The 20,287-nt window shown below is 63.4% G+C and carries 15 protein-coding genes; 4 read left to right on the forward strand and 11 right to left on the reverse strand.

Translation table 11 applies throughout. From position 1 onward, the window contains the following. Nucleotides 1-241 precede the first annotated feature (241 nt). Nucleotides 242-1,729: a SulP family inorganic anion transporter gene (locus B0G74_RS26385; RefSeq protein WP_132379372.1), complete on the forward strand. Its 1,488-nt coding sequence runs from the start codon at nucleotides 242-244 to the stop codon at nucleotides 1,727-1,729. A 160-nt stretch (nucleotides 1,730-1,889) separates the two neighbouring features. Beyond that, entirely contained in the window at nucleotides 1,890-2,336 is a 447-nt protein-coding gene (locus tag B0G74_RS26390) for a histidine kinase (protein ID WP_132377833.1), read from the forward strand. Between the two features lie 8 nt (nucleotides 2,337-2,344). Here B0G74_RS26390 and B0G74_RS26395 read toward each other — a convergent pair whose 3' ends face one another. After that, entirely contained in the window at nucleotides 2,345-3,904 is a 1,560-nt protein-coding gene (locus tag B0G74_RS26395; RefSeq protein ID WP_132377835.1) for a methyl-accepting chemotaxis protein, read from the reverse strand. 256 nt (nucleotides 3,905-4,160) lie between these two features. Further along, nucleotides 4,161-4,700 carry a YbaK/EbsC family protein gene (locus B0G74_RS26400; RefSeq protein ID WP_132379374.1) on the reverse strand — a complete coding sequence of 180 codons (540 nt, stop codon included), beginning with the start codon at nucleotides 4,698-4,700 and terminating at the stop codon, nucleotides 4,161-4,163. Nucleotides 4,701-4,937: 237 nt separating this feature from the next. Here B0G74_RS26400 and B0G74_RS26405 point away from each other — a divergent pair, with 237 nt between their 5' ends. Next, nucleotides 4,938-6,269, forward strand: a complete 1,332-nt coding sequence (locus B0G74_RS26405; protein WP_132377837.1) for a YihY/virulence factor BrkB family protein — start codon at nucleotides 4,938-4,940, stop codon at nucleotides 6,267-6,269. A 416-nt stretch (nucleotides 6,270-6,685) separates the two neighbouring features. Beyond that, nucleotides 6,686-7,867, forward strand: a complete 1,182-nt coding sequence (locus B0G74_RS26410; RefSeq protein WP_132377839.1) for a porin — start codon at nucleotides 6,686-6,688, stop codon at nucleotides 7,865-7,867. 228 nt (nucleotides 7,868-8,095) lie between these two features. Here B0G74_RS26410 and B0G74_RS26415 read toward each other — a convergent pair whose 3' ends face one another. The 9 genes from B0G74_RS26415 to B0G74_RS26455 form a co-directional block, all read right to left on the reverse strand. Continuing rightward, entirely contained in the window at nucleotides 8,096-8,968 is an 873-nt protein-coding gene (locus B0G74_RS26415) for a proteasome-type protease (protein ID WP_132377841.1), read from the reverse strand. A gap of 176 nt (nucleotides 8,969-9,144) precedes the next feature. Next, nucleotides 9,145-9,945, reverse strand: a complete 801-nt coding sequence (locus B0G74_RS26420) for a transglutaminase family protein (protein WP_132377843.1) — start codon at nucleotides 9,943-9,945, stop codon at nucleotides 9,145-9,147. A gap of 12 nt (nucleotides 9,946-9,957) precedes the next feature. Continuing rightward, nucleotides 9,958-10,908, reverse strand: a complete 951-nt coding sequence (locus B0G74_RS26425) for an alpha-E domain-containing protein (protein WP_132377845.1) — start codon at nucleotides 10,906-10,908, stop codon at nucleotides 9,958-9,960. A gap of 166 nt (nucleotides 10,909-11,074) precedes the next feature. Further along, nucleotides 11,075-12,484 carry a circularly permuted type 2 ATP-grasp protein gene (locus B0G74_RS26430; RefSeq protein WP_132377847.1) on the reverse strand — a complete coding sequence of 470 codons (1,410 nt, stop codon included), beginning with the start codon at nucleotides 12,482-12,484 and terminating at the stop codon, nucleotides 11,075-11,077. 400 nt (nucleotides 12,485-12,884) lie between these two features. Further along, nucleotides 12,885-13,337: an HU family DNA-binding protein gene (locus tag B0G74_RS26435; RefSeq protein WP_007177969.1), complete on the reverse strand. Its 453-nt coding sequence runs from the start codon at nucleotides 13,335-13,337 to the stop codon at nucleotides 12,885-12,887. 399 nt (nucleotides 13,338-13,736) lie between these two features. Next, the gene (locus B0G74_RS26440) at nucleotides 13,737-14,483 is read right to left on the reverse strand and encodes a tetratricopeptide repeat protein (RefSeq protein ID WP_132377849.1); all 747 of its coding nucleotides are present in this window, start codon (nucleotides 14,481-14,483) and stop codon (nucleotides 13,737-13,739) included. Beyond that, entirely contained in the window at nucleotides 14,480-16,549 is a 2,070-nt protein-coding gene (locus B0G74_RS26445; protein WP_132377851.1) for a bifunctional 2',3'-cyclic-nucleotide 2'-phosphodiesterase/3'-nucleotidase, read from the reverse strand. Before B0G74_RS26445 ends, B0G74_RS26440 begins: the two co-directional genes overlap by 4 nt. 158 nt (nucleotides 16,550-16,707) lie before the next feature. Further along, the gene (locus tag B0G74_RS26450) at nucleotides 16,708-18,180 is read right to left on the reverse strand and encodes a PLP-dependent aminotransferase family protein (protein ID WP_132377853.1); all 1,473 of its coding nucleotides are present in this window, start codon (nucleotides 18,178-18,180) and stop codon (nucleotides 16,708-16,710) included. 213 nt (nucleotides 18,181-18,393) lie between these two features. Then, the gene (locus tag B0G74_RS26455; RefSeq protein WP_132379376.1) at nucleotides 18,394-19,935 is read right to left on the reverse strand and encodes an oligopeptide:H+ symporter; all 1,542 of its coding nucleotides are present in this window, start codon (nucleotides 19,933-19,935) and stop codon (nucleotides 18,394-18,396) included. Nucleotides 19,936-20,287 lie beyond the last annotated feature (352 nt).

Below are 20,287 nucleotides of genomic sequence, written 5' to 3' on the forward strand. Positions count from 1 at the left end.
CGCGCATTGCCACGCAGCCGCCTCGTCGGTTGCGTGGCACCTCCGCCTAGCATGGCCCGGCGCGGAAGCTGCCACTGCGTTGCCCGCCTCCCAGTCACCCTGACCGCAGTGCTGTAAAATCCACGCTTTTTGCAATCTTGCCCGGCCACCGCTGCGCCCCAGGCCGGGACACTCATCTGTCCGCATACGCGCGTCTCGCATGCATACGCGCCGTTTGCCCGGACTTCCCACCTCGCAGAAGATGAACACCGCTCGTCCCACTCACGGCTGGCTCGCCACGCTGCCCGGCATCAAAAGCAATGTCCTCGCAGGACTGACTTCTTCGTTCGCGCTGGTGCCGGAATGCATCGCCTTCGCGCTGGTCGCCCACCTCAATCCGTTGATGGGCCTGTACGGCGCTTTCTTCATCTGCGCCATCACGGCGTTGTTCGGCGGACGGCCCGGCATGATTTCCGGGGCTGCCGGTTCGATGGCGGTGGTCATCGTGGCGCTCGTCGTGCAACACGGTGCGCAATATCTGCTCGCGACAGTAATCCTCAGCGGCATGCTGATGGTGCTATTCGGCGCGCTGCGACTCGGCAAACTGATCCGCATGGTCCCGCATCCGGTGATGCTCGGCTTCGTCAACGGGCTGGCGATCATCATCGCGATGGCGCAGCTCGCGCACTTCAGACAGACCACGCCGCAAGGCGAACAATGGCTGCACGGCAGCGCGCTGCTGATGATGTGCGGACTCGTGGCGCTGACCATGGCGATCGTCTATCTGCTGCCGCGGCTCACGCGCGCGGCGCCGCCCGCGCTGGTGGCGATTGTCGGCGTGGGTCTGTTCACGCAGTTGCTGCATGTGCCGACGCGCACGCTAGGCGACATGGCGCACATTGCGGGCGGCCTGCCGAGTCTGCATATGCCGAGCGTCCCGCTGAATCTGGACACGCTGCATGTGGTGCTGCCCTACGCGGTGCTGATGGCGATCGTCGGTCTGCTGGAAACGCTGCTCACGTTCAATCTGACTGACGAGATCACCGAAACGCGCGGCCAGCCGAACCGCGAATGCCTCGCGCTCGGCGCGGCGAATATCGCCTCGGGTTTGTTCGGCGGCATGGGCGGCTGCGCCATGATCGGCCAGACCATGATCAATCTGAATTCAGGCGGCCGTTCGCGCCTGTCGGGTATCGTCAGCGGCGTGATGATCCTGATGTACATCCTGTTCCTGTCTCCGCTGATCGAGCGCATTCCGCTGGCGGCACTGGTCGGCGTGATGTTCGTGGTCGCGCAGCAAACTTTCGCATGGGGCTCGCTGCGGGTGCTGGACAAGGTGCCGCGCAACGACGCGCTGGTGATCGTGGCGGTCACCATCATCACCGTGTTCTCCGATCTGGCGATCGCCGTGCTGTGCGGCATCGTGATCGCCGCGCTCAATTTCGCGTGGCAGCACGCTCGTGAAATTCACGCCCATGTCGAAGATCGCGCCGGCGACAAAATCTACGCGCCGCGCGGCACGCTGTTCTTCGCATCGACCACGCGTTTTCACGAGCTTTTCGACCCGGTAAAAGATCCCGAGCGCGTCACGGTCGACTGCCGCGATCTGCTGTTGGCCGATCATTCCGCGCTTGCGGCATTGCAAGGCTTGGTCGAACGTTATCGAAAAGCCGGCAAGGAACTACGTATGAAGAACTTGTCCGAGCGCAACCAGCGTCTGCTGAGCCGCGGCGGAATTGCATTTGCATGACGAATGGCAGCACGGACACCTGAAAGTTGCGCGCGCAACCTGACGAATTTCCAACGCCAATTTGCACCTGGTGCAAACACTGATCGAAGGTAATATTTCCCGAGACCTTTGGTTTTTCGTACTACAGTAGACATTCCGCGTGCAGTCTTCGGAGGCCACCGTGACAAGACGCGTATCGCTCGACGATGAAACCGAGTTTGCGATCTGGAAACGCAGAAGCGCAGCGGATGCCACGCAATCGCGCCGCGTTCTAATAGGACATCGTGACAAGGCGATCGGCGAATCGCTGGTGCTGCTGCTTTCGCTGAAGGGCTACGACGCGATCTACGCCGCAGATCTGATCAAGATGCAAAGCTTTCTGAAGTGGTGGAAGCCGCACGCGGTTTTGCTCGACACGCGCCTCGACTCCGTTTCCAGCTATGAATTCACGCGCACGGCGCGCGCGGAACGATCCAATGCCGACGTCCTGATGCTGGCCATGAGCAACGTCTGGCCGCTCGACCCGATCGGCCTGCTGAAAGACGCCGGTTTCGACGGCCATTGCCGGCGCCCCTGTTCGCTCTGGCGCGTGGCGGATATTCTCGAAAACCACTTCGCCCAGGCGTGAGCGGCCGGTCAGCGGCCTTCCGGCAGTGTGAACACGGCAATCGCCGCGCTGAGCTGCCCGGTCTGCGCTTTCAGCACATCCGCTGACGCGCTCGCTTCTTCCACCAACGCTGCGTTCTGCTGGGTCGTCTGATCCATGCTCGCCACCGCGATGTTGACCTGCTCGATGCCCGAGCTTTGCTCCACCGAAGCCGCGCTGATCTCTCCCATGATGTCCGTCACGCGACGCACCGCCTGCACGACTTCCTGCATGGTTTCGCCGGCGCGGCTCACGTACTGCGAGCCGCCTTCGATCTGTGCCGCGGACTCTTCGATCAGCGTCTTGATCTCCTTCGCGGCCGCCGCGCTGCGCTGCGCGAGGCTGCGCACTTCGCCCGCCACCACGGCGAAGCCGCGTCCTTCCTCGCCGGCGCGCGCCGCTTCGACCGCCGCATTCAAAGCAAGAATGTTGGTCTGAAACGCGATCCCCTCGATCACACCGATGATGTCGCCGATCCGATGCGACGACTGCGAAATGCCGCGCATCGTCTCGACCACCTGGCCGACCACTTCGCCGCCGCGCGCCGCCGTCTCCGATGCGTTATGCGCCAACTGGCTCGCCTGCTTCGCGTTGTCGGCGTTCTGCTTCACGGTCGCGGTGATCTGCTCCATGCTCGACGCGGTTTCGCCGAGCGCGGTGGCCTGCTGCTCGGTACGGCGCGACAGGTCTGCATTGCCGGCGGCGATTTCGTTGGACACCGTCGAGATCAACGTTGCGCCGCCGCGAATCTGCGCGATCGCCTGCGCGAGGCGCTGCTGCATGCGCTGCATCGCGGCCAGCAGGCTGGTTTCGTCGCCGGCTTTCGTCTCCACCGTCACGTCGAGGTCGCCATCGGCGATACGCGCGGCGATCTGCGCCGCGTACGCCGGTTCGCCGCCGAGTTGCCGCAAAATGCTGCGCAGAATCACGCCGATCACGAGCGACACCACCAGGCACAGCAGCAACGCGGCGCCCACATACTGGATGAGCGTCGTGTAGAACGCGGCGTCGATATCGTCGGTGAATACGCCGGTGACGATCGTCCAGTCCCACGGCTTGTACAGCCGCACGTAGTTGATCTTTGGCGCCATTTCGTTGGAGCCCGGCTTCAGGAACTGCAAGTGGATGAAGCCTTCGCCTTCGCGCTGGGCCAGATCGGAGCCGTCCTTGAATACATGGCGGCCTTGCGGGTCGGTGAAGCCGCTCATGTCCTTGCCTTCGAGGTCGGCGCGCACGCCGTGCATCAGCACGCGGGCATGCGCGTCCTCGATCACGAGGTAGCCGCCTGCACCGTCGTAGCGCATGGCGCGCAGATCGGCCATCGCCGTGCGCTGCGCGTCGGCGAGCGGCATGGTGCCCGCGGCGACCAGGCCGTTATAGCGATCGAGCACGCTGTACGCCACGCTGACCACGCTCTTCAGTTCCGCCTGGCGGTCGGCGATCATCGTGTCGCGTGTTTTGAAAGCGCCCCACAGGCCGATTGCCAGAATTCCCATGCACATGACTGCTAGTGCAAGCCAAAGCCGCACCTTCAGGCGAAACCGTTCCATCTCCGTATCCCTTGTACTTGTCGTCGACGCGCCGCCTCGCGGCGGACGCCGCGGCGGTTCATGTCACTCTTTGGATTAACGGCGGAGCGGGGGAAAACTTCAGGCTTTGCCGGTCGGCTTCGGACGCCGGGCCAGGACGTGGGTGTGGCAGGCTCCGGCCAGAGCGCGAACCCGGCTGGCTCTGTTTACTAAGAGACACGCGCGCGGCGGCGCCCTTCGCTTAATTTGATGTCGTACTTGCGGATCGGGCCGAGCCTCACTCGGCCGGCAGCGTCAGCGACGCAACTTCGCAGCGCGGCCATTGACGCAACACGTCGGGCGCCAGCAACAACTTGGCGGCTCGCACGCCCGCGCCCATGACGATCTGGGTCCGCTCCATGACGGCGGCATCGACGAGAATGCGCCAGTCGTCCGGCAAGCCGAAAGCCGTGATGCCGCCGAACTCCATGCCGCTGTGCTCCACCGCCGCTTCCCGCTTGGCGAACGAAAGCCGCTGCGCGCCCAGCGCCGCTTTCACCGCGCCGTTGATGTCGAGTCGCAGCGAACCCAGCGAGACCACCGCCGCGTAATGCTCGCCGCCCTCTTTCTTGTAGCGGATCACGATCGTGTTCGCGCAGTCTTCCAGACCGAAGCCGTAGCGCGCGCTGAATGCGGCGGTATCCGACGCGTCGTCGGTGACGGAGAAAACCGTTACGCCATGCGCCGGCAATTGCTCGACCACATGCGCAGGCAAATGCGCGCCCAGTTGTTCCGCTGCAATGACGTCCAGCCGCTGTACGAGTTCGTGCGAGTGCATAGTGAGCAATAGTGTAGGAGGATCCCTCGGCATTCTAACGGCACTCTTCGCCCGAGGTGCGCCGCCCGGCACGCAGGCGGCGCGCGCCGGTCACGCTTGTTATAGTGACAGGCACAAGGTTTGCGAAAGGCTTTGACGTGAAGACCGTGGCTAAGCTTCTTGAACAGTCAGCCCCCGGTCCGCACCCGCCACCTCGTCTTGCCCGCGCGGCGCCAGCACCCATTGGGAAACACGACCATGGACATCGACACGCTTTCCGCCGAGAACCTCCAACTGGTGGCCCGCAAGCAGGCCAACTGGGCCATCGGCGCCTTCAAGCAGTTCTCCGAAGACCGCTGCGCGGCGATGGCGGCCAGCATCGCCTTCTATGCCGCGTTCTCGCTCGCGCCCACGCTGGTCATGGTGATCGCCGTGGCCGGCTGGTTCTTCGGCGCCGAAGCCGCGCGCGGCGAGTTGTTCGACCACATTCACGGCTTGCTCGGCGATCAGGCCGCCGCGGGCGTGCAAACCATTGTCGAGAACGCCCATCACAGCGGCAGCGCCGGCGGCGTAGCAGCGATCATTTCGCTCGCGACACTGGTGATCGGCGCTTCGGCCACCTTCTCGTCGCTCAACAGCGCACTCAATATAGTGTGGCCGTACACGGGGCCGCGCTCGTCGAGCGTGATCGCGCTGGTGCGCGTGCGCCTGATCTCGTTCGGGCTGGTGCTGGGCGTGGCGTTCCTGCTGATCGTGTCGCTGGTGCTCGATACGGTCATTACCTTCATCGGCAAATGGCTGTGGGGCGACTCGCCGTATGTCGTGATCGGCAATCTTATGCAACTCGGCGTCGGTCTGCTCGTGCTGGCGTTCGCCTTCGCCGGCTTGCTCAAGTTCCTGCCGGATGCCCGCGTGCGCTGGCGGGATGCGCTCGTCGGCGGGATAGTCGCGGCCGTGCTGTTTTCGGCGGGCAAGAAGCTGTTCGCGCTGTATCTCGCGCACGCCGGCATGGCCACCTCGTTCGGCGCAGCCGGCTCGCTCGCCGTGCTGCTGATGTGGCTGTACTTCTCCGCCGCCGTGCTGCTGCTCGGCGCGGAATTTTCGGCGGCGCGCGGGCGCATGCACGATCCGCGTGGCGGCTGGGGCATGCAGGACGACACGCCGCCCGGCAGCCGCGCCAAGCTCGCCTCGGTTCTGGCGGCATCGACGATGGCGGCGGATGCCGTGCCGCACGCCGACGCGGAACCGGACGGACGCACCGCTTTGGGCGACGCCGCGCTCGCCCCCGCGATGCGCGACGCAAAGGCGGGCGCACTCAGCGGCGCAGCGCCGGTGGGGACTTTCCGGGTGCAATCCGGAAACAGGCCGTCGGCGCGAGCGACGGCGCTCAAGGTCGGCCGCACGGTCGTGCTGGCCGAAGCGCAAGCGACGCGCATCGCGGCCGTCACGCTCATCGAGGCGAGCCGCAAAGCCGTTGCGGCTGATCGCTACGTGAGGCGCCATCCGTGGACGTCGGTGCTATTCGCGGCGACCGCCGGGCTCGCCGCGGCAATGGTCGCGTGCCGAAATACCGACGACAGCAACCACTAAATCGCAAGTTGCAACCAGGCCAGTTACCAGGGCTGCACCCGTCAGCCCGGACGGTAGCACCTGCTCACAGCGCCGAAACCCTGTCTAGCCGCGTCGTCACGCGAATCCGTCTCGATTTTTATGGAAACGCTACAAAACGGGCAGAAAACTTAGACGACTTCATTACAAAATCCATTCAAATCAGTGTCGAAAGTACACGTATTGGAGCAGTCACTGTCAACAAAACAACAATAATGCTGAGTCAATGAATAAATGTTGCGGAAACAGAAATAATCGTTAACGCGCTTTAAATACAAGGCTTTGCGTGGTTTGTCAGTTTTTGGAGACACTCTTTTTTTTCCAGTTCTTGCCAATTGACCCTCTGAGCTATTCTCCTTTCCGCAACAAAGAAACTAATCATCTGCGTGGAGAAATGGATGAAACGAATCGCACTGTCTACCCTCTCGCTGGCGCTGCTCGGCGTCACTGGCGTGGCACATGCTCAAAGCAGCGTAACTCTGTACGGCTTGATCGACGAATCGATCCAGTACGTTCACAACACGGTGGATTCCGCTGGCCAGAACAAGAACCTGGTAGCCATGTTCGCCGGCAACCTTCAAGGTGACCGTTTCGGCTTGAAGGGCACGGAAGACCTGGGCGGTGGCCTGAAGGCAATCTTCCAGTTGGAAAACGGCTTTGACGTGAACAGCGGCAAGCTGGGTCAAGGCGGCCGGATGTTCGGTCGTCAAGCGTTCGTGGGCCTGACGGGCGATCAATGGGGTACGGTCACGCTGGGTCGTCAGTACGACCCGCTGGTCGATCTGGTCCAGCCGCTGACGGCTGACAACTACTTCGGTTCCACCTTCACCACGCCGGGCGACGTCGACAACAACGACAACTCCTCGCGCACGAACAACGCCATCAAGTACACCTCGCCGGTGTGGGGCGGCTTCCAGTTCGAAGGCATGTACGCTCTGGGCGGCGTGGCTGGCGCAACGGGTTCGGGCCAAACGTGGTCGGGTGCGGCAACGTACGCAACGGGTCCGTTCAGCGTCGCTGCCGGTTACTTCCGCGCAGACAACGGCAACACGCTGGCTAGCCGCACGGCGGCAGGCTCGGTGGGCTGGAACGGCAGCACGTCGGACGGCACGTTCGACAACCAGGTCAACGGCGCATACGCCGCGGCCAAGTCGATCGGCATCGCTTCGGTCGCTTTGCAATACGTCGCAGGCCCGTTCACGGCTAACCTGCGTTACAGCAACGCACAGTACAAGCCGGATGCGAATTCGGGCTTCGGTTCGACCGAGAAGTACAACATCGGCGGCGCATACCTGGGTTACCAGGCAACGCCGGCAATGCTGGTTGGCGTGGGCTACATCTACACCAAGGCTAGCGGCGATTCGAGCGCAACGTATCACCAGGTTTCCCTGGGCGGCGACTACAACCTGTCGAAGCGCACGGACATCTACCTGGTCGGCGCATATCAGCACGCAAGCGGCCAGCAACGCACGTCGGCCGGCACGCTGGTCGATGCAGGCGCAGCAATCGGTTCGTATAGCTACAACTCGGCTTCCAGCTCGCAAGAGATGGTCAGCCTGGGCATCCGCCACAAGTTCTAATCGAACTTTGACGGACTGCTGAAGCAACACGCAGTTGAAGACCAGCCACGGGCGAGAAGCCCATGGCTGGTTTTTTTTCGTCCTGAGTTCTTTGCTTCTTCGGGACGACACAAATGAAAAAGGCCGTCAGCAAGCCTGATTCAGGCTGGCGACAACCTTTGGTGTGATGCCTCGCGCGCTCGAAGCGCCGGAGCGCTGAAGCAAGCAAGCGCGGATACGCCGCTCAGCCTACTTTCGCTGCGCCTTACCCCGCTCAGCCTGCGCCAACGTCTGCGCGGGCTTCGCATCGAGTTCATGCTCGATGCCGTCAGCGCCCACCGGCGCGCGATGCAGCACCAGCGCCCGCTCCCGCTGCAACAGCGGCACATTCGGCGATTCCTGCCAGTCCGGATCGGGGATCTCGCCGAACACCTGGCGCAACCGCTCGCCCCAGGTGCGGTGAATCATCTCGAAGTAGGTATTGTCGTGATCGATCGAGACGAAGCGCGTGACGCGCAGCGTGTCCTTTTGATAAACCAGCAGATCGAGCGGCAAGCCGACCGACAGGTTCGAGCGCAGCGTCGAATCCATGGAGATCAGCGCGCACTTGGCGGCTTCGTCGAGCGGCGTGGACGGCGTCAGCACGCGGTCGATGATCGGCTTGCCGTACTTGGCCTCGCCGATCTGGAAATACGGATTCACCGCCGACGCCTCGATGAAATTGCCCGCCGCGTAGATCATGAACAGGCGCGGCCGGTTGCCCGCGATCTGCCCGCCGAGAATGAAGCTGCAATTGAAGTCGACGCCGAATTCCTGCAGCGCCTCCGCCTCGCGCTGATGCACGCAGCGCACCGCGCGGCCGATCACGCGGGCCGCGTCGGCCATGGTAGGCGCGCTCCAGAGCGTGGGCTGGGAAGGATCCGTGGGCTCGGACAACTCGTGCAGCACCGCCTGGGTGAGCGACAGATTGCCCGCGCCCAGCAGCGTGAGCATGCGCTCGCCCGGCAGCTCGAACACCGACATCTTGCGCGCGGTGCTGATGTGATCGACGCCCGCATTGGTGCGCGTGTCCGAGAGGAACACGAGACCGTCGTCGACGGACATCGCTACACAGTAAGTCATAAGGAAAGGTACCCGCAAAAAACAACTGAACGCCGCTATTGTAATGCGGCGCGCATGCGCCTCTATCGTGCTTTGTTCCTGTTTATCGGCCTTTGCGGGCCTCAGCTGAATAGATATGAGGGCTGGCGCGCGCTCGCGCCTCCAGGCCCGCTCCGCGGACCGCCCTCCTTCTGCGTCTATTGTGACAGCTGCGAGCTGACCGTAACGGACACTTTGAGCTGTTCTTCCAGCCCGCCGATACGCCGGCCGCGCACCGGAGCAGCCGCTTCATAGTCTCGCGCGACGGCGAGGCGGCAGTAGATTTCGCTGGCAAACGCGGCATGCGTGACGTCGATGGAAATCCAGCCCTTGCCTTCGAGCCACACGTCCACCCACGCATGGCTCGCGCCGTGCGTCACCTCGCCGGGTTCGATATAGCCGCTCACGTAGCGCGCCGGGATGCCGCGCGCGCGGCAGCACGCGAGCATCAGATGCGCGTGGTCCTGGCACACGCCGTTGCCGAGCGCGAGCGCCTGGGCGGCCGTGCTGGTGACTTCGGTAATGCCGGGGTTGTACTTCACGCGCTGCAGGATCTGCTCGGACAGCGCGATCAGATTCGCCGAGCTCGTCAGGTTCGGCACCGATTCGGCCAGTTCACGGACCGCGCCATCGGCCTCGGTCAGCCGCGTGGAGCAGGTGAAATGCTCGAGCGGAATCGGGCCGACGGCGTCGGGCAAATGACCGTCGATCAGCGGAATCGTGTCCACTTCGCCGGCCACGTGCAGGCGAATCTCGCTATGCGGCTTGTTGATGACCAGCGTGTGCAGCACGTTGCCGTAGGCGTCGAAGGTCGCGTCGAGCTTGCCCGGCGCGTCGATGCTCCAGCGCCGCACGACCTGCGAGGCGCCGCTCGCCGGCGTCAGACGCAGTTGCTGGATCGAATAATGGACAGTCGCTTCGTAGCGATAGGACGTGTCGTGGCGGATCGTCAGGTACATAAAAGAACTCCGTCAGGCGACTGGCAACATCAGATAGGTACGCGCAACCAGATTGCCCAGCTCAAACACGCGAGCGAGGAACTGTGTCAGATAGGCGTGCAGGCCGGCTTCGAAAATCTGCCGGATGTCGGAGTACACGAGTTCGGCGCGCAGCTTGCCGGCGAACCGTTCGCACTGGTTGGAGCCCGATGTGCGCAGCATCGCCAGATTCACGCAGACGCCTTCGAGCGACGCCAGCAGCGAACGCGGCATCTGCTGATTCAGGATCATCAGTTCGACCACGCGCGCCGGCGTGACGACGTCGCGATACACCTTGCGATAGATCTCCAGCGCCGACACCGAGCTCAGAATCGAGGTCCAGTAATAGAAGTCTTCGAGCTGGCGCGCGGCGTCGCGTGAATTCGGTTCGACGTCGGCAAAGCGCACGTCGAGAATCCGCGCGGTGTTGTCGGCGCGTTCGAGAAAGGTGCCCAACTGTGTGAAGAAGAACGCGTCGTCCTGCAGCGCGGTGCCGATCGTCACGCCGCGCGACAGATGCGAGCGGAACTTGACCCATTCGAACAACGCGCCCGGATTGCTCGCGGCCTGGCCGGACGAAGCGCGCTCATTGAATTCGAGCCACGTATCGTTGATGGTTTCCCACCACTCGGTCGTCAGCGTGCCGCGCACGGCGCGGGCATTTTCGCGCGCGGCCTGCAGACACGAATGAATACTCGACGGATTGGTCGCATCGGCCACCATGAAATCGAGCACGTGTTCGCGGGTCGGTTCGTCGTAGCGCTGCGCGAACGCGGTTTCGAGTTCGGAGATGCGCAGCACCGAGCGTTGCGCGCGCGCCTCCTGGTCGGGCGTCTGCGGCAACAGCAGCGCCTTCAGGTTGATATCGAGCATGCGGGCGGTGTTCTCCGCGCGCTCCATGTAGCGGGCCATCCAGAAAAGGTGATCGGCGGTTCGGCTTAGCATGACGGCGTTCCGTATCTGATGACGCGAGGCCTCGTCGAAGTAAAAGGCTCGCGCTGGTTATCCGTGTGCGCCGGTGGCGTGCGAGTCGCGTATCGCGTGCTGCCCCGGCGCGTTGGGTTGCAGGCGCGGTTGCGTGAAGCCTGGGCAACCGCGAACGGCAACCGCGTCAGTCGACCATCCACGTATCTTTGGTCCCGCCTCCCTGCGACGAATTGACGACCAGCGATCCCTCCTGCAGGGCTACGCGCGTGAGTCCGCCGGCGACCATCGTGACGGTCTTGCCGGACAGCACGAACGGACGCAAGTCGATATGGCGCGGCGCGATGCCGGCTTCGACAAAGGTCGGACACGCGGAAAGCGCCAGCGTGGGCTGTGCGATGTACCCCGCCGGACGCGCGATCAAGCGCTCACGGAATGCTTCGATTTCGGCTTTCGTCGAAGCCGGTCCGACGAGCATGCCGTAGCCGCCCGCGCCGTGCACTTCCTTGACGACCAGCTCCGGCAAATGCGCGAGCGTGTACGCCAGATCATCCGGCTTGCGGCACTGGAACGTGGGCACGTTATTGAGGATCGGCTTCTCGCCGAGGTAAAACTCGATCATTTCCGGCACGTACGGATAGATCGATTTGTCGTCGGCGATGCCGGTGCCCATCGCATTCGCGAGCGCCACGCGGCCGGCGCGATACGCGGTCAGCAGACCCGGCACGCCGAGCGCCGAGTCGTTACGGAAGGCAAGCGGATCGAGAAAATCGTCGTCGACGCGGCGGTAGATCACATCGACGCGCTTCGGCCCCTGGGTGGTGCGCATGAACACATAGTTGTCGTCGACGAACAGATCCTTACCTTCCACCAGTTCCACGCCCATCTGCTGCGCGAGGAAGGTGTGCTCGAAATACGCGGAGTTGTACATGCCCGGCGTGAGCACCACCACGACCGGATCGTCGACGCCTTCCGGCGCGACCGAGCGCAGCGTATCGAGCAATAGATCGGGATAATGCGCGACCGGCGCAATGCGGTTCTGCACGAACAGTTCGGGGAAAAGCCGCATCATCATCTTGCGGTTTTCGAGCATATAGGAGACGCCCGACGGCACCCGCAGGTTGTCTTCGAGCACGTAGAACTCGCCTTCGTCGCCCGCGCGCACCACGTCGACGCCGGCGATATGCGCGTAAACACCGAGCGGCACATTCACGCCCTGCATTTCAGGCCGGTATTGCGCGTTGGTATAGACCTGCTCGGCCGGCACGATACCGGCGCGCACGATATTGCGGTCGTGATAGACGTCGTGGATGAACAGATTGAGCGCCTGCACGCGCTGGCGCAAACCAGCCTCGAGCGTCTGCCATTCACCGCGCGGAATGATGCGCGGAATCAGGTCGAATGGGATCAGCCGCTCGGTGCCGGACAGGTCGCCGTTCACCGCGAAGGTGATGCCGACCCGGCGAAACAGCAGGTCGGCTTCCGCACGCTTGCGTGCAATCGCCTCGTTGCCCTGCTTCACCAGCCACCGCTCAAAGCGCGCGTAGTGTGGCCGCACGGCATCGTCATGATGACGCATCTCGTCATAGCATCGCATGTCACGCCCCGCTCTTGTTGTCGGATAGAAGGCGAATGCGCTGCGCATTCGGTGTTCGACAATCGATCAAGCAAGCGCTATGCCATTGAGCTTTTCGCGTACTAAACAGGTTGCATGCACGCGAATAGCGCATCCCGGCCGGCATGGCTTCGATGCCATCGTACTGCGGCGGCCCATGATGCGCTAGTACGGTGCATTTGCGGCACCGCGGTGCGCCGCCGGGAAATCCCTGAGCCATCCAATGAAATCGAATACGCACTGAGCGCGCATGAAAAATCCCCGTGGATTTGCACCCACGGGGATTCGGACAACGTGCACTGCGGATCGTCCCCAAGGGGACTTCCTTCGAAGCGTCTCAAGCGTCAACCATTGTTAAGCAACGGCAACGCGTGCAACGCGATCAGCCTGCAGCTGCGTCTTTCAGCTTCTTCAGCGGACGTGCCTTGATGCGCACGCTAGCCGGCTTGGCCGGGAACCAACGCTCTTCGCCCGAGAACGGGTCTTTGCCGAAGCGCTTCTTCTTCGCCGGCACAGCTTGCACGACGATCTTCAGAAGACCCGACAGCGTGAATTCGCCAGCGCCCTTCTTGTGCACGGCGCCGAGGATCGTGTCTTCGAGCGCGGCCAGAACAGCCTTGGCGGTCTTCGGTTCCACAGCAGCGCGTTCAGCGACGTGTGCAGCCAGCGAGGCCTTCGTGAAGGTGTCCTTGATCGGCGACGGAGCGCTGGACGCCTTCACGGCGACCTTCTTAGCTGCGACGGCCTTCTTCGCAGGAACTTTCTTTGCAGCAACCTTCTTGGTCGGTACCGGGGCAGCAGCCTTCTTGGCCACCTTTTTTGCGGAAGTCGGCATGTTTCTCCTACCTGTTGTGGTCAGTGAATTGCACGAAGCGCACACGGTATGTGCACGCTTCAACGCCGGATTCTACAAGCGCTAATACGATTTGCGCGACTCTTTTATGTATAACAGCGAAGGTTTGTTGCGCGGCGCAGACTGCGCAACACATTTTGATGCTTGTTTTAGCGGGTAAACGTGCGTCGAGGGGCCTGGCAACACCAACACGTAACGTACGTTACACGCCATTTCGATGCATGAATAACGGCACTTTCTGCGTGGACGATGACCGGTGGCTCGCTCGTCGTCGCCTTCCATGCGGCGGAAAAAACACGCCCCCTGCTGCGAAAAGCGCTGCAAGGGGCGGCCAATCTCGCCCTGCGACAGAAAATCGCGGGCGGCAGTCGAAACACTTTTTTACTGCCGGCTGACGTGTTTGAGATCGTGTTCGCTCTCCTTCACGTGAGCCCAATACTCGTTTTCGTCGCGCAGCAAGCCGAGCTCGCCGTTGCGATACGCCATCGCCAACGCGAGGTTGGCTTCGGGTAACTCCGCATTGGCCGCGCGCGTGAGCCATTGCAGCGCCAACGCGTCGTTGTGCGGCAGCGTCGCGCCGAAGCGATACTCGTTGGCGAGCTGGAACTGCGCGAGCGGCAGCCCCGCTTGCGCCGCCTGTTCGAGCCAGCGAATCGCCAGGCCTGCGTCACGCGGCACGCCGTAGCCGTTGCGATAGAGCGTCGCGAGATCGTAGGCGGCCTGGGCATCGCGCGAATCATGCGATGCCGCCAGCGTCAGCCAACGGCGGCTTTCCACGTAGTCCGGCACGACGCCGGGCAAGCCGCGCAACAGCAGATGCCCGAGCGTGGCTTGCGCGCGCGGCGCGCCGTCGAGTGCGAGTTGCCGGTAAAGCTCGACGCCTTCGCGTTGCTCGTCGATCTGTGGCGAACTCACCAGCACGTCCGCGAGCGCTTCACGCGCGGCCGCGTTGCCGAACGCCGAGGTCAGCCGCAACCGCCACAGCGGCCAGGCCGCATGCGTCGCCGTGCCCTGCATCTGCCAGTCGTCGATCTGCACGTTGGACACGCGCGTGGCCGCCACCGTGGCGAGCGCCCCCGCGCAGATGGCCACGGCCGCCGCCAGCGTCAAAGAGACGCGCGCGTTCATTGGTTGAGGTTCACGGAGTAGACCGCGAGACCCTTGCCGGTACCGTCATCGGCCCGGATCTGGGCGACGTTGCTGATGCCGTTGGCCTGCGCGAGCGCTGTGAGGTTCGGCGCCGACAGGAAGGTCACCGGACCGGCTGTCGCCACCTTCGTGAAGCGCCAGCTACGATCGCTGCCGTTGCTCGCCGCCTTGATGGTCTGCGCTTTCTTGATGTAGGCGATCAGCACGTCGCGGCTCGCATCCGGCGACGCGTAAATCGTCTTGCTGCCGTCGAGCCCCGGGAAATTTCCGCCGCCGCTCGCGCGATAGTTGTTGGTCGCGACGATGAACGACTGCGTATCCGAGATCGCCGCGCCCTGATATTTCAGGTTGCGAATCCGGCTGCCGACCGCCTGCGTCACGTCGATTTCGTAGCTGAAGTCCTTCGACGTGATCATGTCGAAGTTATAGCCGGGATACGTGCTGACGAGTGCCTGCGCCGCCGTGTTGGCCGGATCGATCGTGTTGAAGCGCTTCGCCGCGGTTTCGAGCCACGCTTTCAGATCGGCGCCCGTCACCTTCACCGCGTAGATCGTGTTCGGATACAGGTACAGGTCGGCGGCGTTGTTGATCGCCACGTTGCCTTGCGCGACGTCGGTGAAATCGTTACCGCCGCCAAAGCCGCTCTTGAACGGCGCGCTCACCGACAGCACCGGAATGCCCGCATATTGCGGCAGATTCGCGTTGATGTAGTCCTGCGTGTAGGCCGCTTGCGCCTGGTTGACGATCTCGATGGCCGACACGTCGCCCACATCGGCAAAGTAGGTGGTCATGCGGAAATCGGTCGTGCCGATCGGCGTTTTCACATAGTTGATGGTCGCGGCGTGTTCGGCAGCGATCGCCTGCGAGACTGCCGGGTCGACCGCCACGTAGCTGTTATCCGCGTTCTGGATCGAGCGGGCTTGCGCGGTGCTCGCGTTGAGGTCCACCGTCCACGTGCCGTTCGTGTAGTTCAGCGCGAGCTTGATCACGCCGAGATGCTTGCCCCAGAAATTCGCCATCACGGTCGGCACGCCGTTGACGGTGCCCTTCACCTTGTCGACACCCGGCAGGTTGAATTGCGTGACGGTGCTGTTTTTATCGGGGAAAACCTGGTGCGAGTGGCCGATCAGCATCGCGTCGATGCCGGCCACTTTCGAGAGATAGTAGCTGCCGTTTTCCATCGACGGCGAATACGTCGAGTTATCGAGCCCGCCATGCGACATCGCCACGATGATCTGCGCGCCCTTCGCCTTCATTTCCGGCACGTACTTCGAGGCGCTTTCCACGAGCCCTTGCGTGTAGACGTTGCCGTCGAGCCAGCGTTTGTCCCACGCCATGATGGCGGGCGGCGTAAAGCCGATCACGCCGATCTTCACCGGCGCGCTGACGGTCTTGCCGTCGGGCGTCGTGGCCGTGATCGTGCGTTCGAGGATCGTGTACGGCTTGAAGATCGGCTGCTGCGATTTCGCGCCGAGCACGTTGGAGAGCACCAGCGGAAAGTTCGGCCCCGCGCAGGCCGGCTGCGACGCGACCGGGCTCATGTTCGGCACGTCGAACGCGCTGCCGGTCACTTGCGCGAGAAACGGCAGGCCGTAGTTGAATTCGTGATTGCCGATCGTGCCCGCATCGTACTTCAGCAGATTCATGACCTTGTAGACGCCGAGCGTGGTCTTGCAATCGACCGGCGCGACCTGCGCCTGATAGTCGGCGAGCGCGGTGCCCTGGATCGTGTCGCCGTCGTCGAGCAACAGGGTGTTGGGGAATTCCTTGCGCGCCGCCGCGATCAGCGTCGCCGTGCGCTCGAGGCCGAGCGACTTGTCTTCCGCCAGCTTGTAGTAGTCGTAGCTGAGCAGATTGGTGTGGATGTCGGTGGTCTCCAGCAAGGCGAGAGTCGCGGTCGTGCCGTTCGCCACTTGCGGCGCAGGCGTGTCGACACTGCTGCTGCATGCTGTTATACCGATCGCGCTCAGCGCACCCACGGTACCCAATGCGCCGATCGCGCCACGCGCGCGCAGCCGCTTTCCTGCCATCAAGGTCACTCGCATCCTTACCGCCCTCCGGTTTTATTGTGTTGTCATGCCGGACCATCGGGCCGGCTTTGCATTACAAACAATTACAGAGGCGCAAGAGTACGGTGGGTTTATGACACTGATTTGTATGGCATTAGATAGCCATAAGTAATCCGCACACGAGGATCACGGGCTTACCGCGCGAGCCGCGGCAGGATGCCGGCGAGCTTCGTGAGCGCGGCGTCGATGTGCTCGACCGCGATATTGCCGTAGCCGAACATCAGGCCCGGCTGCGCCTTCGCGCGTAGATGAAACGGCGCGAGTCCATACAGGCCGATCGATGCTTCACGCGCCGCGTTCACCACCGCTTCTTCCGTCAGCGGCGCTCTCAAACGCGCCGCCATGTGGATGCCGGCCGTCGGCACGATCGGTTCGAACCAGGGCGCGAGGCCGCCGCGCAGATGGTCGAGCAGCATCTCGCGGCGCGCCGCGTAAGTCTTGTGCATGCGCCGCAGATGCTTGGCGAAATCGCCGTTGAGCATGAAGGACGCGAGCGCGGTTTGCGTGAGCGTGCAGCCGTGCCAGTCGCCGATCTGACGCGCCTTGATGAGCGCACCATAGAGCGAGGCCGGCGGCACCACATAGCCGACTCGCAGTTCAGGAAAGATCGTCTTCGAAAACGTGCCGACGTAGGCGACGAGTCCGGCGCGATCGAGGCTTTTCAGCGGCTCCATCGGCCGGCCTTCGAAACGGTACTCGCAGTCGTAGTCGTCCTCGATGATCACCGCGCCGCGTTTCTGCGCCCATTCGAGCAACTCGACGCGGCGCTCGAGGCTCATCGGCATGCCGAGTGGGAACTGATGCGAAGGAGTCACGTAGACGAGCCGCGCCTTGTCCGGCAGTTTGCTGACGATCAGGCCTTCGGCATCCACCGGCACGGGCACCACGCGCGCGCCGGTGGCCTTCAGGCACGCATGCGCCGGCGTATATCCAGGGTCCTCGATCGCCGCAACTTCGCCGGCACGCAAAGTGATGCGCGCCAGCAGATCGAGCGCGTGCTGCGCGCCTTGCGTGACGATCACGTCTTCCCAGTTGCTGGCGACGGCGCGGTTGAAGGCCAGGTAGCGCGAGATCGCGAGGCGCAGTTCCTGCTCGCCGGCCGTGTCGCGATAGATGCCGGGGCCGCGCGCTTGCGCACGCAACGCGTGATTCACGCAGCGGCGCCAGACGTCGAAGGGAAACAGCGTCTTGTCGGTCGCGCCGCCGACGAAGTCCTGCGGCGACGCCACCGAAGGCCGCGGCAACGGCAAGCTCTCGGGCATCTCCTCCCACAGCGGCTGGGCGCGCGCGGCCGCCTTCACCTTGGCCCGCTCGCGCGACGACTCCGCCGCCCGCGCATGCGCGGAGCGCTCCACCGGCAGACGCTCCAGACCATCGGCGACGAAGGTGCCCGAGCCGCCACGCGCGCTCAGATAGCCCTCGGAGAGCAGCCGCTCGAACACGTCGAGCGTGGTCTTGCGCGACACGCCCAGTTGCGTGGCGAGATCGCGCGTGGACGGCAGGCGCGTGCCGCCCGCGAGACGCCCTTCGAGAATGCCGGCGCGCAACTGCCGATAGATCTGTCCGGAGAGATCGTGATGCCCTTCGACCGCGATATGGATTTCCATCCGGCTGGCTACCTTGCGTATCCGGGAAACGGTTATTTGAAAAGACCAATGGCAACCGTTAGCTTACCTCTGCCCGTGCTATCCGATGGCCATTCAAGCGCGTGCGCGGCGCCTCCAGATACAAAAATGGCGCGCCGTGCATTGCAAGGCGCGCCATTCAAGTTTTGCCAGCGCACGCCGTGACGTGCGCCGCGTTTGGCATCCGGAACGCGATTACTCCGCCACTACCCCATTCAATGCCGCGGTTTGCCGCGCGGTCGCACGCGCCTCATCGCTGCAACGTTGATGTTCGCGCGAAAGCTTGCGCATCAACGGCAGCAACAGAACCGCCACCAGCGCACCCACTGCCGCGAGCCAGCCGAGGCCGGTAAACAGCTTCGTATAGAGCGGCAACGATTCGAGCGGATCCATATCGCCCGCCGGCATCTGCGCGAAATTCGCGACCACGCTGCCCAGATATTGCGACACGCCGGTCGCCACGAAGTAAGCGCCCATCATGAAACCGCTCATGCGCGCCGGTACGTAGCGCGCGATCATGGCGAGTCCCAGGCCGCTCACCAGCAGTTCACCGAGCGAATACAGACCGTAGCCGCCCACCATGAACCACGACGACACGCGCCCGTTCACCGCGTACTTACCGCTCGCCGCGTAGACGAAGAAGCCGGCCGCGACCACCGCGAAACCGAACGCATACTTCACCGCTACCGGCACGTCCTTGCCGCTCTTCGCGAGCTTCGTATAAAGCAGTGCGAGCAGCGGGCTCAGCAACATGATCCAGATCGGGTTGAGCGCCTGGAACTGCGCGGCGCTCCACGTGAACAAGGTTTCGCCGAACAGCGTGAAACGCGGGTCGACGTTGCGCAGCGCGAACAGCGTAAGCGACGTCGACATCTGCACGTAGAACACGAAGAACAGGATCACTTGCGCGGTCAGGATCAGCGCGGCGACCAGCCCCGAGCGCTCCGAGCGTTCGCACTTCATCAGCATGTAGCCGAAGATCGCCAGAATCGCGACGCCCGCCGTGTATACGCAGGCCACCGCGATCGCCTTGTGCTGCAGCACGAACATGGTCGCCGCGCCGAGCGCGAGGCCACCCAGCGCGACCGCGCCGACGCGCTTCCAGCGCACCGGTTCGGCGTCCGGCGCGGAGCCGATATGCGCGAGCGTGCGGAACATGATGAAGTAGTTCAGCACCGACAGCAGCATCCCCGCGCAGCAGACGGCGAAGGCCGTATGCCAGCCCCAATGGTCCTTGATCCACGGCGTGGCGAGCATCGACACCGTCGAGCCGATGTTGACCGCCATGTAGTAGATCGTGAACGCGCTGTCGATGCGCGCGTCGTCGCCTTCATAGATGCGGCGCACGAGATTCGCGGCGTTGGCCTTGAAGAGACCGTTGCCGACCACGATCACGCCGAGCGACGCGTACATATAGGCAAGCTGGTCATTGGGCAACGCCAGCATGAAATAGCCGACGGACAGCACGCCGGCGCCGAAGATCATCGTGCGGCGCGCGCCGAGAATCTTATCGCCGATCCAGCCGCCGATCGACGGCGACGCATACACCAGCGCCGTGAATGCGCCCCACGTGAGGGTGGCGTGGCTGTCGGTGAATTGCAGCTTGTCGATCATGAACAGCACGAGCAGCGCGGCCATGCCGTAGTAGCCGAAACGCTCCCACATCTCGATCAGAAAGACGGTCGAAAACGAACGGGTCTGCGAGACGCGTGCGCTGGGCGGATTGGATGAATTCATCATGTACCTCTTGTTCAAACGGTTGCGGCGTCGCGCGAACTGGCCGCGCGGCGCGTGAAACGGAATCTGGAAAGACAGTCGGCGAAGCGTGCGCGTCACCGGTGCGATAGGCACCACACGGCACCGCGCGGCCACAGCGCGTAGGCGCGCTCATCCGCGCGCTAGAGCGCCAAACCAGCAGATAAACCAGGGGATGGGATCGAGGCCCGCCTCGCGAAACGCCCCGCAGGAAGTCCCCTTGAGGGAACCTGCGCCACACCGGGCTCGGACTCCGGCATGCGGAGCGGGCTCAATGATAAAGCATCGCGACGAACGGGGATTTCGAGGCCGACAGAGAGCGGCGTTGCCACGC

It is taken from the genome of Paraburkholderia sp. BL9I2N2 (assembly GCF_004339745.1).
Classification (GTDB): Bacteria; Pseudomonadota; Gammaproteobacteria; order Burkholderiales; family Burkholderiaceae; genus Paraburkholderia.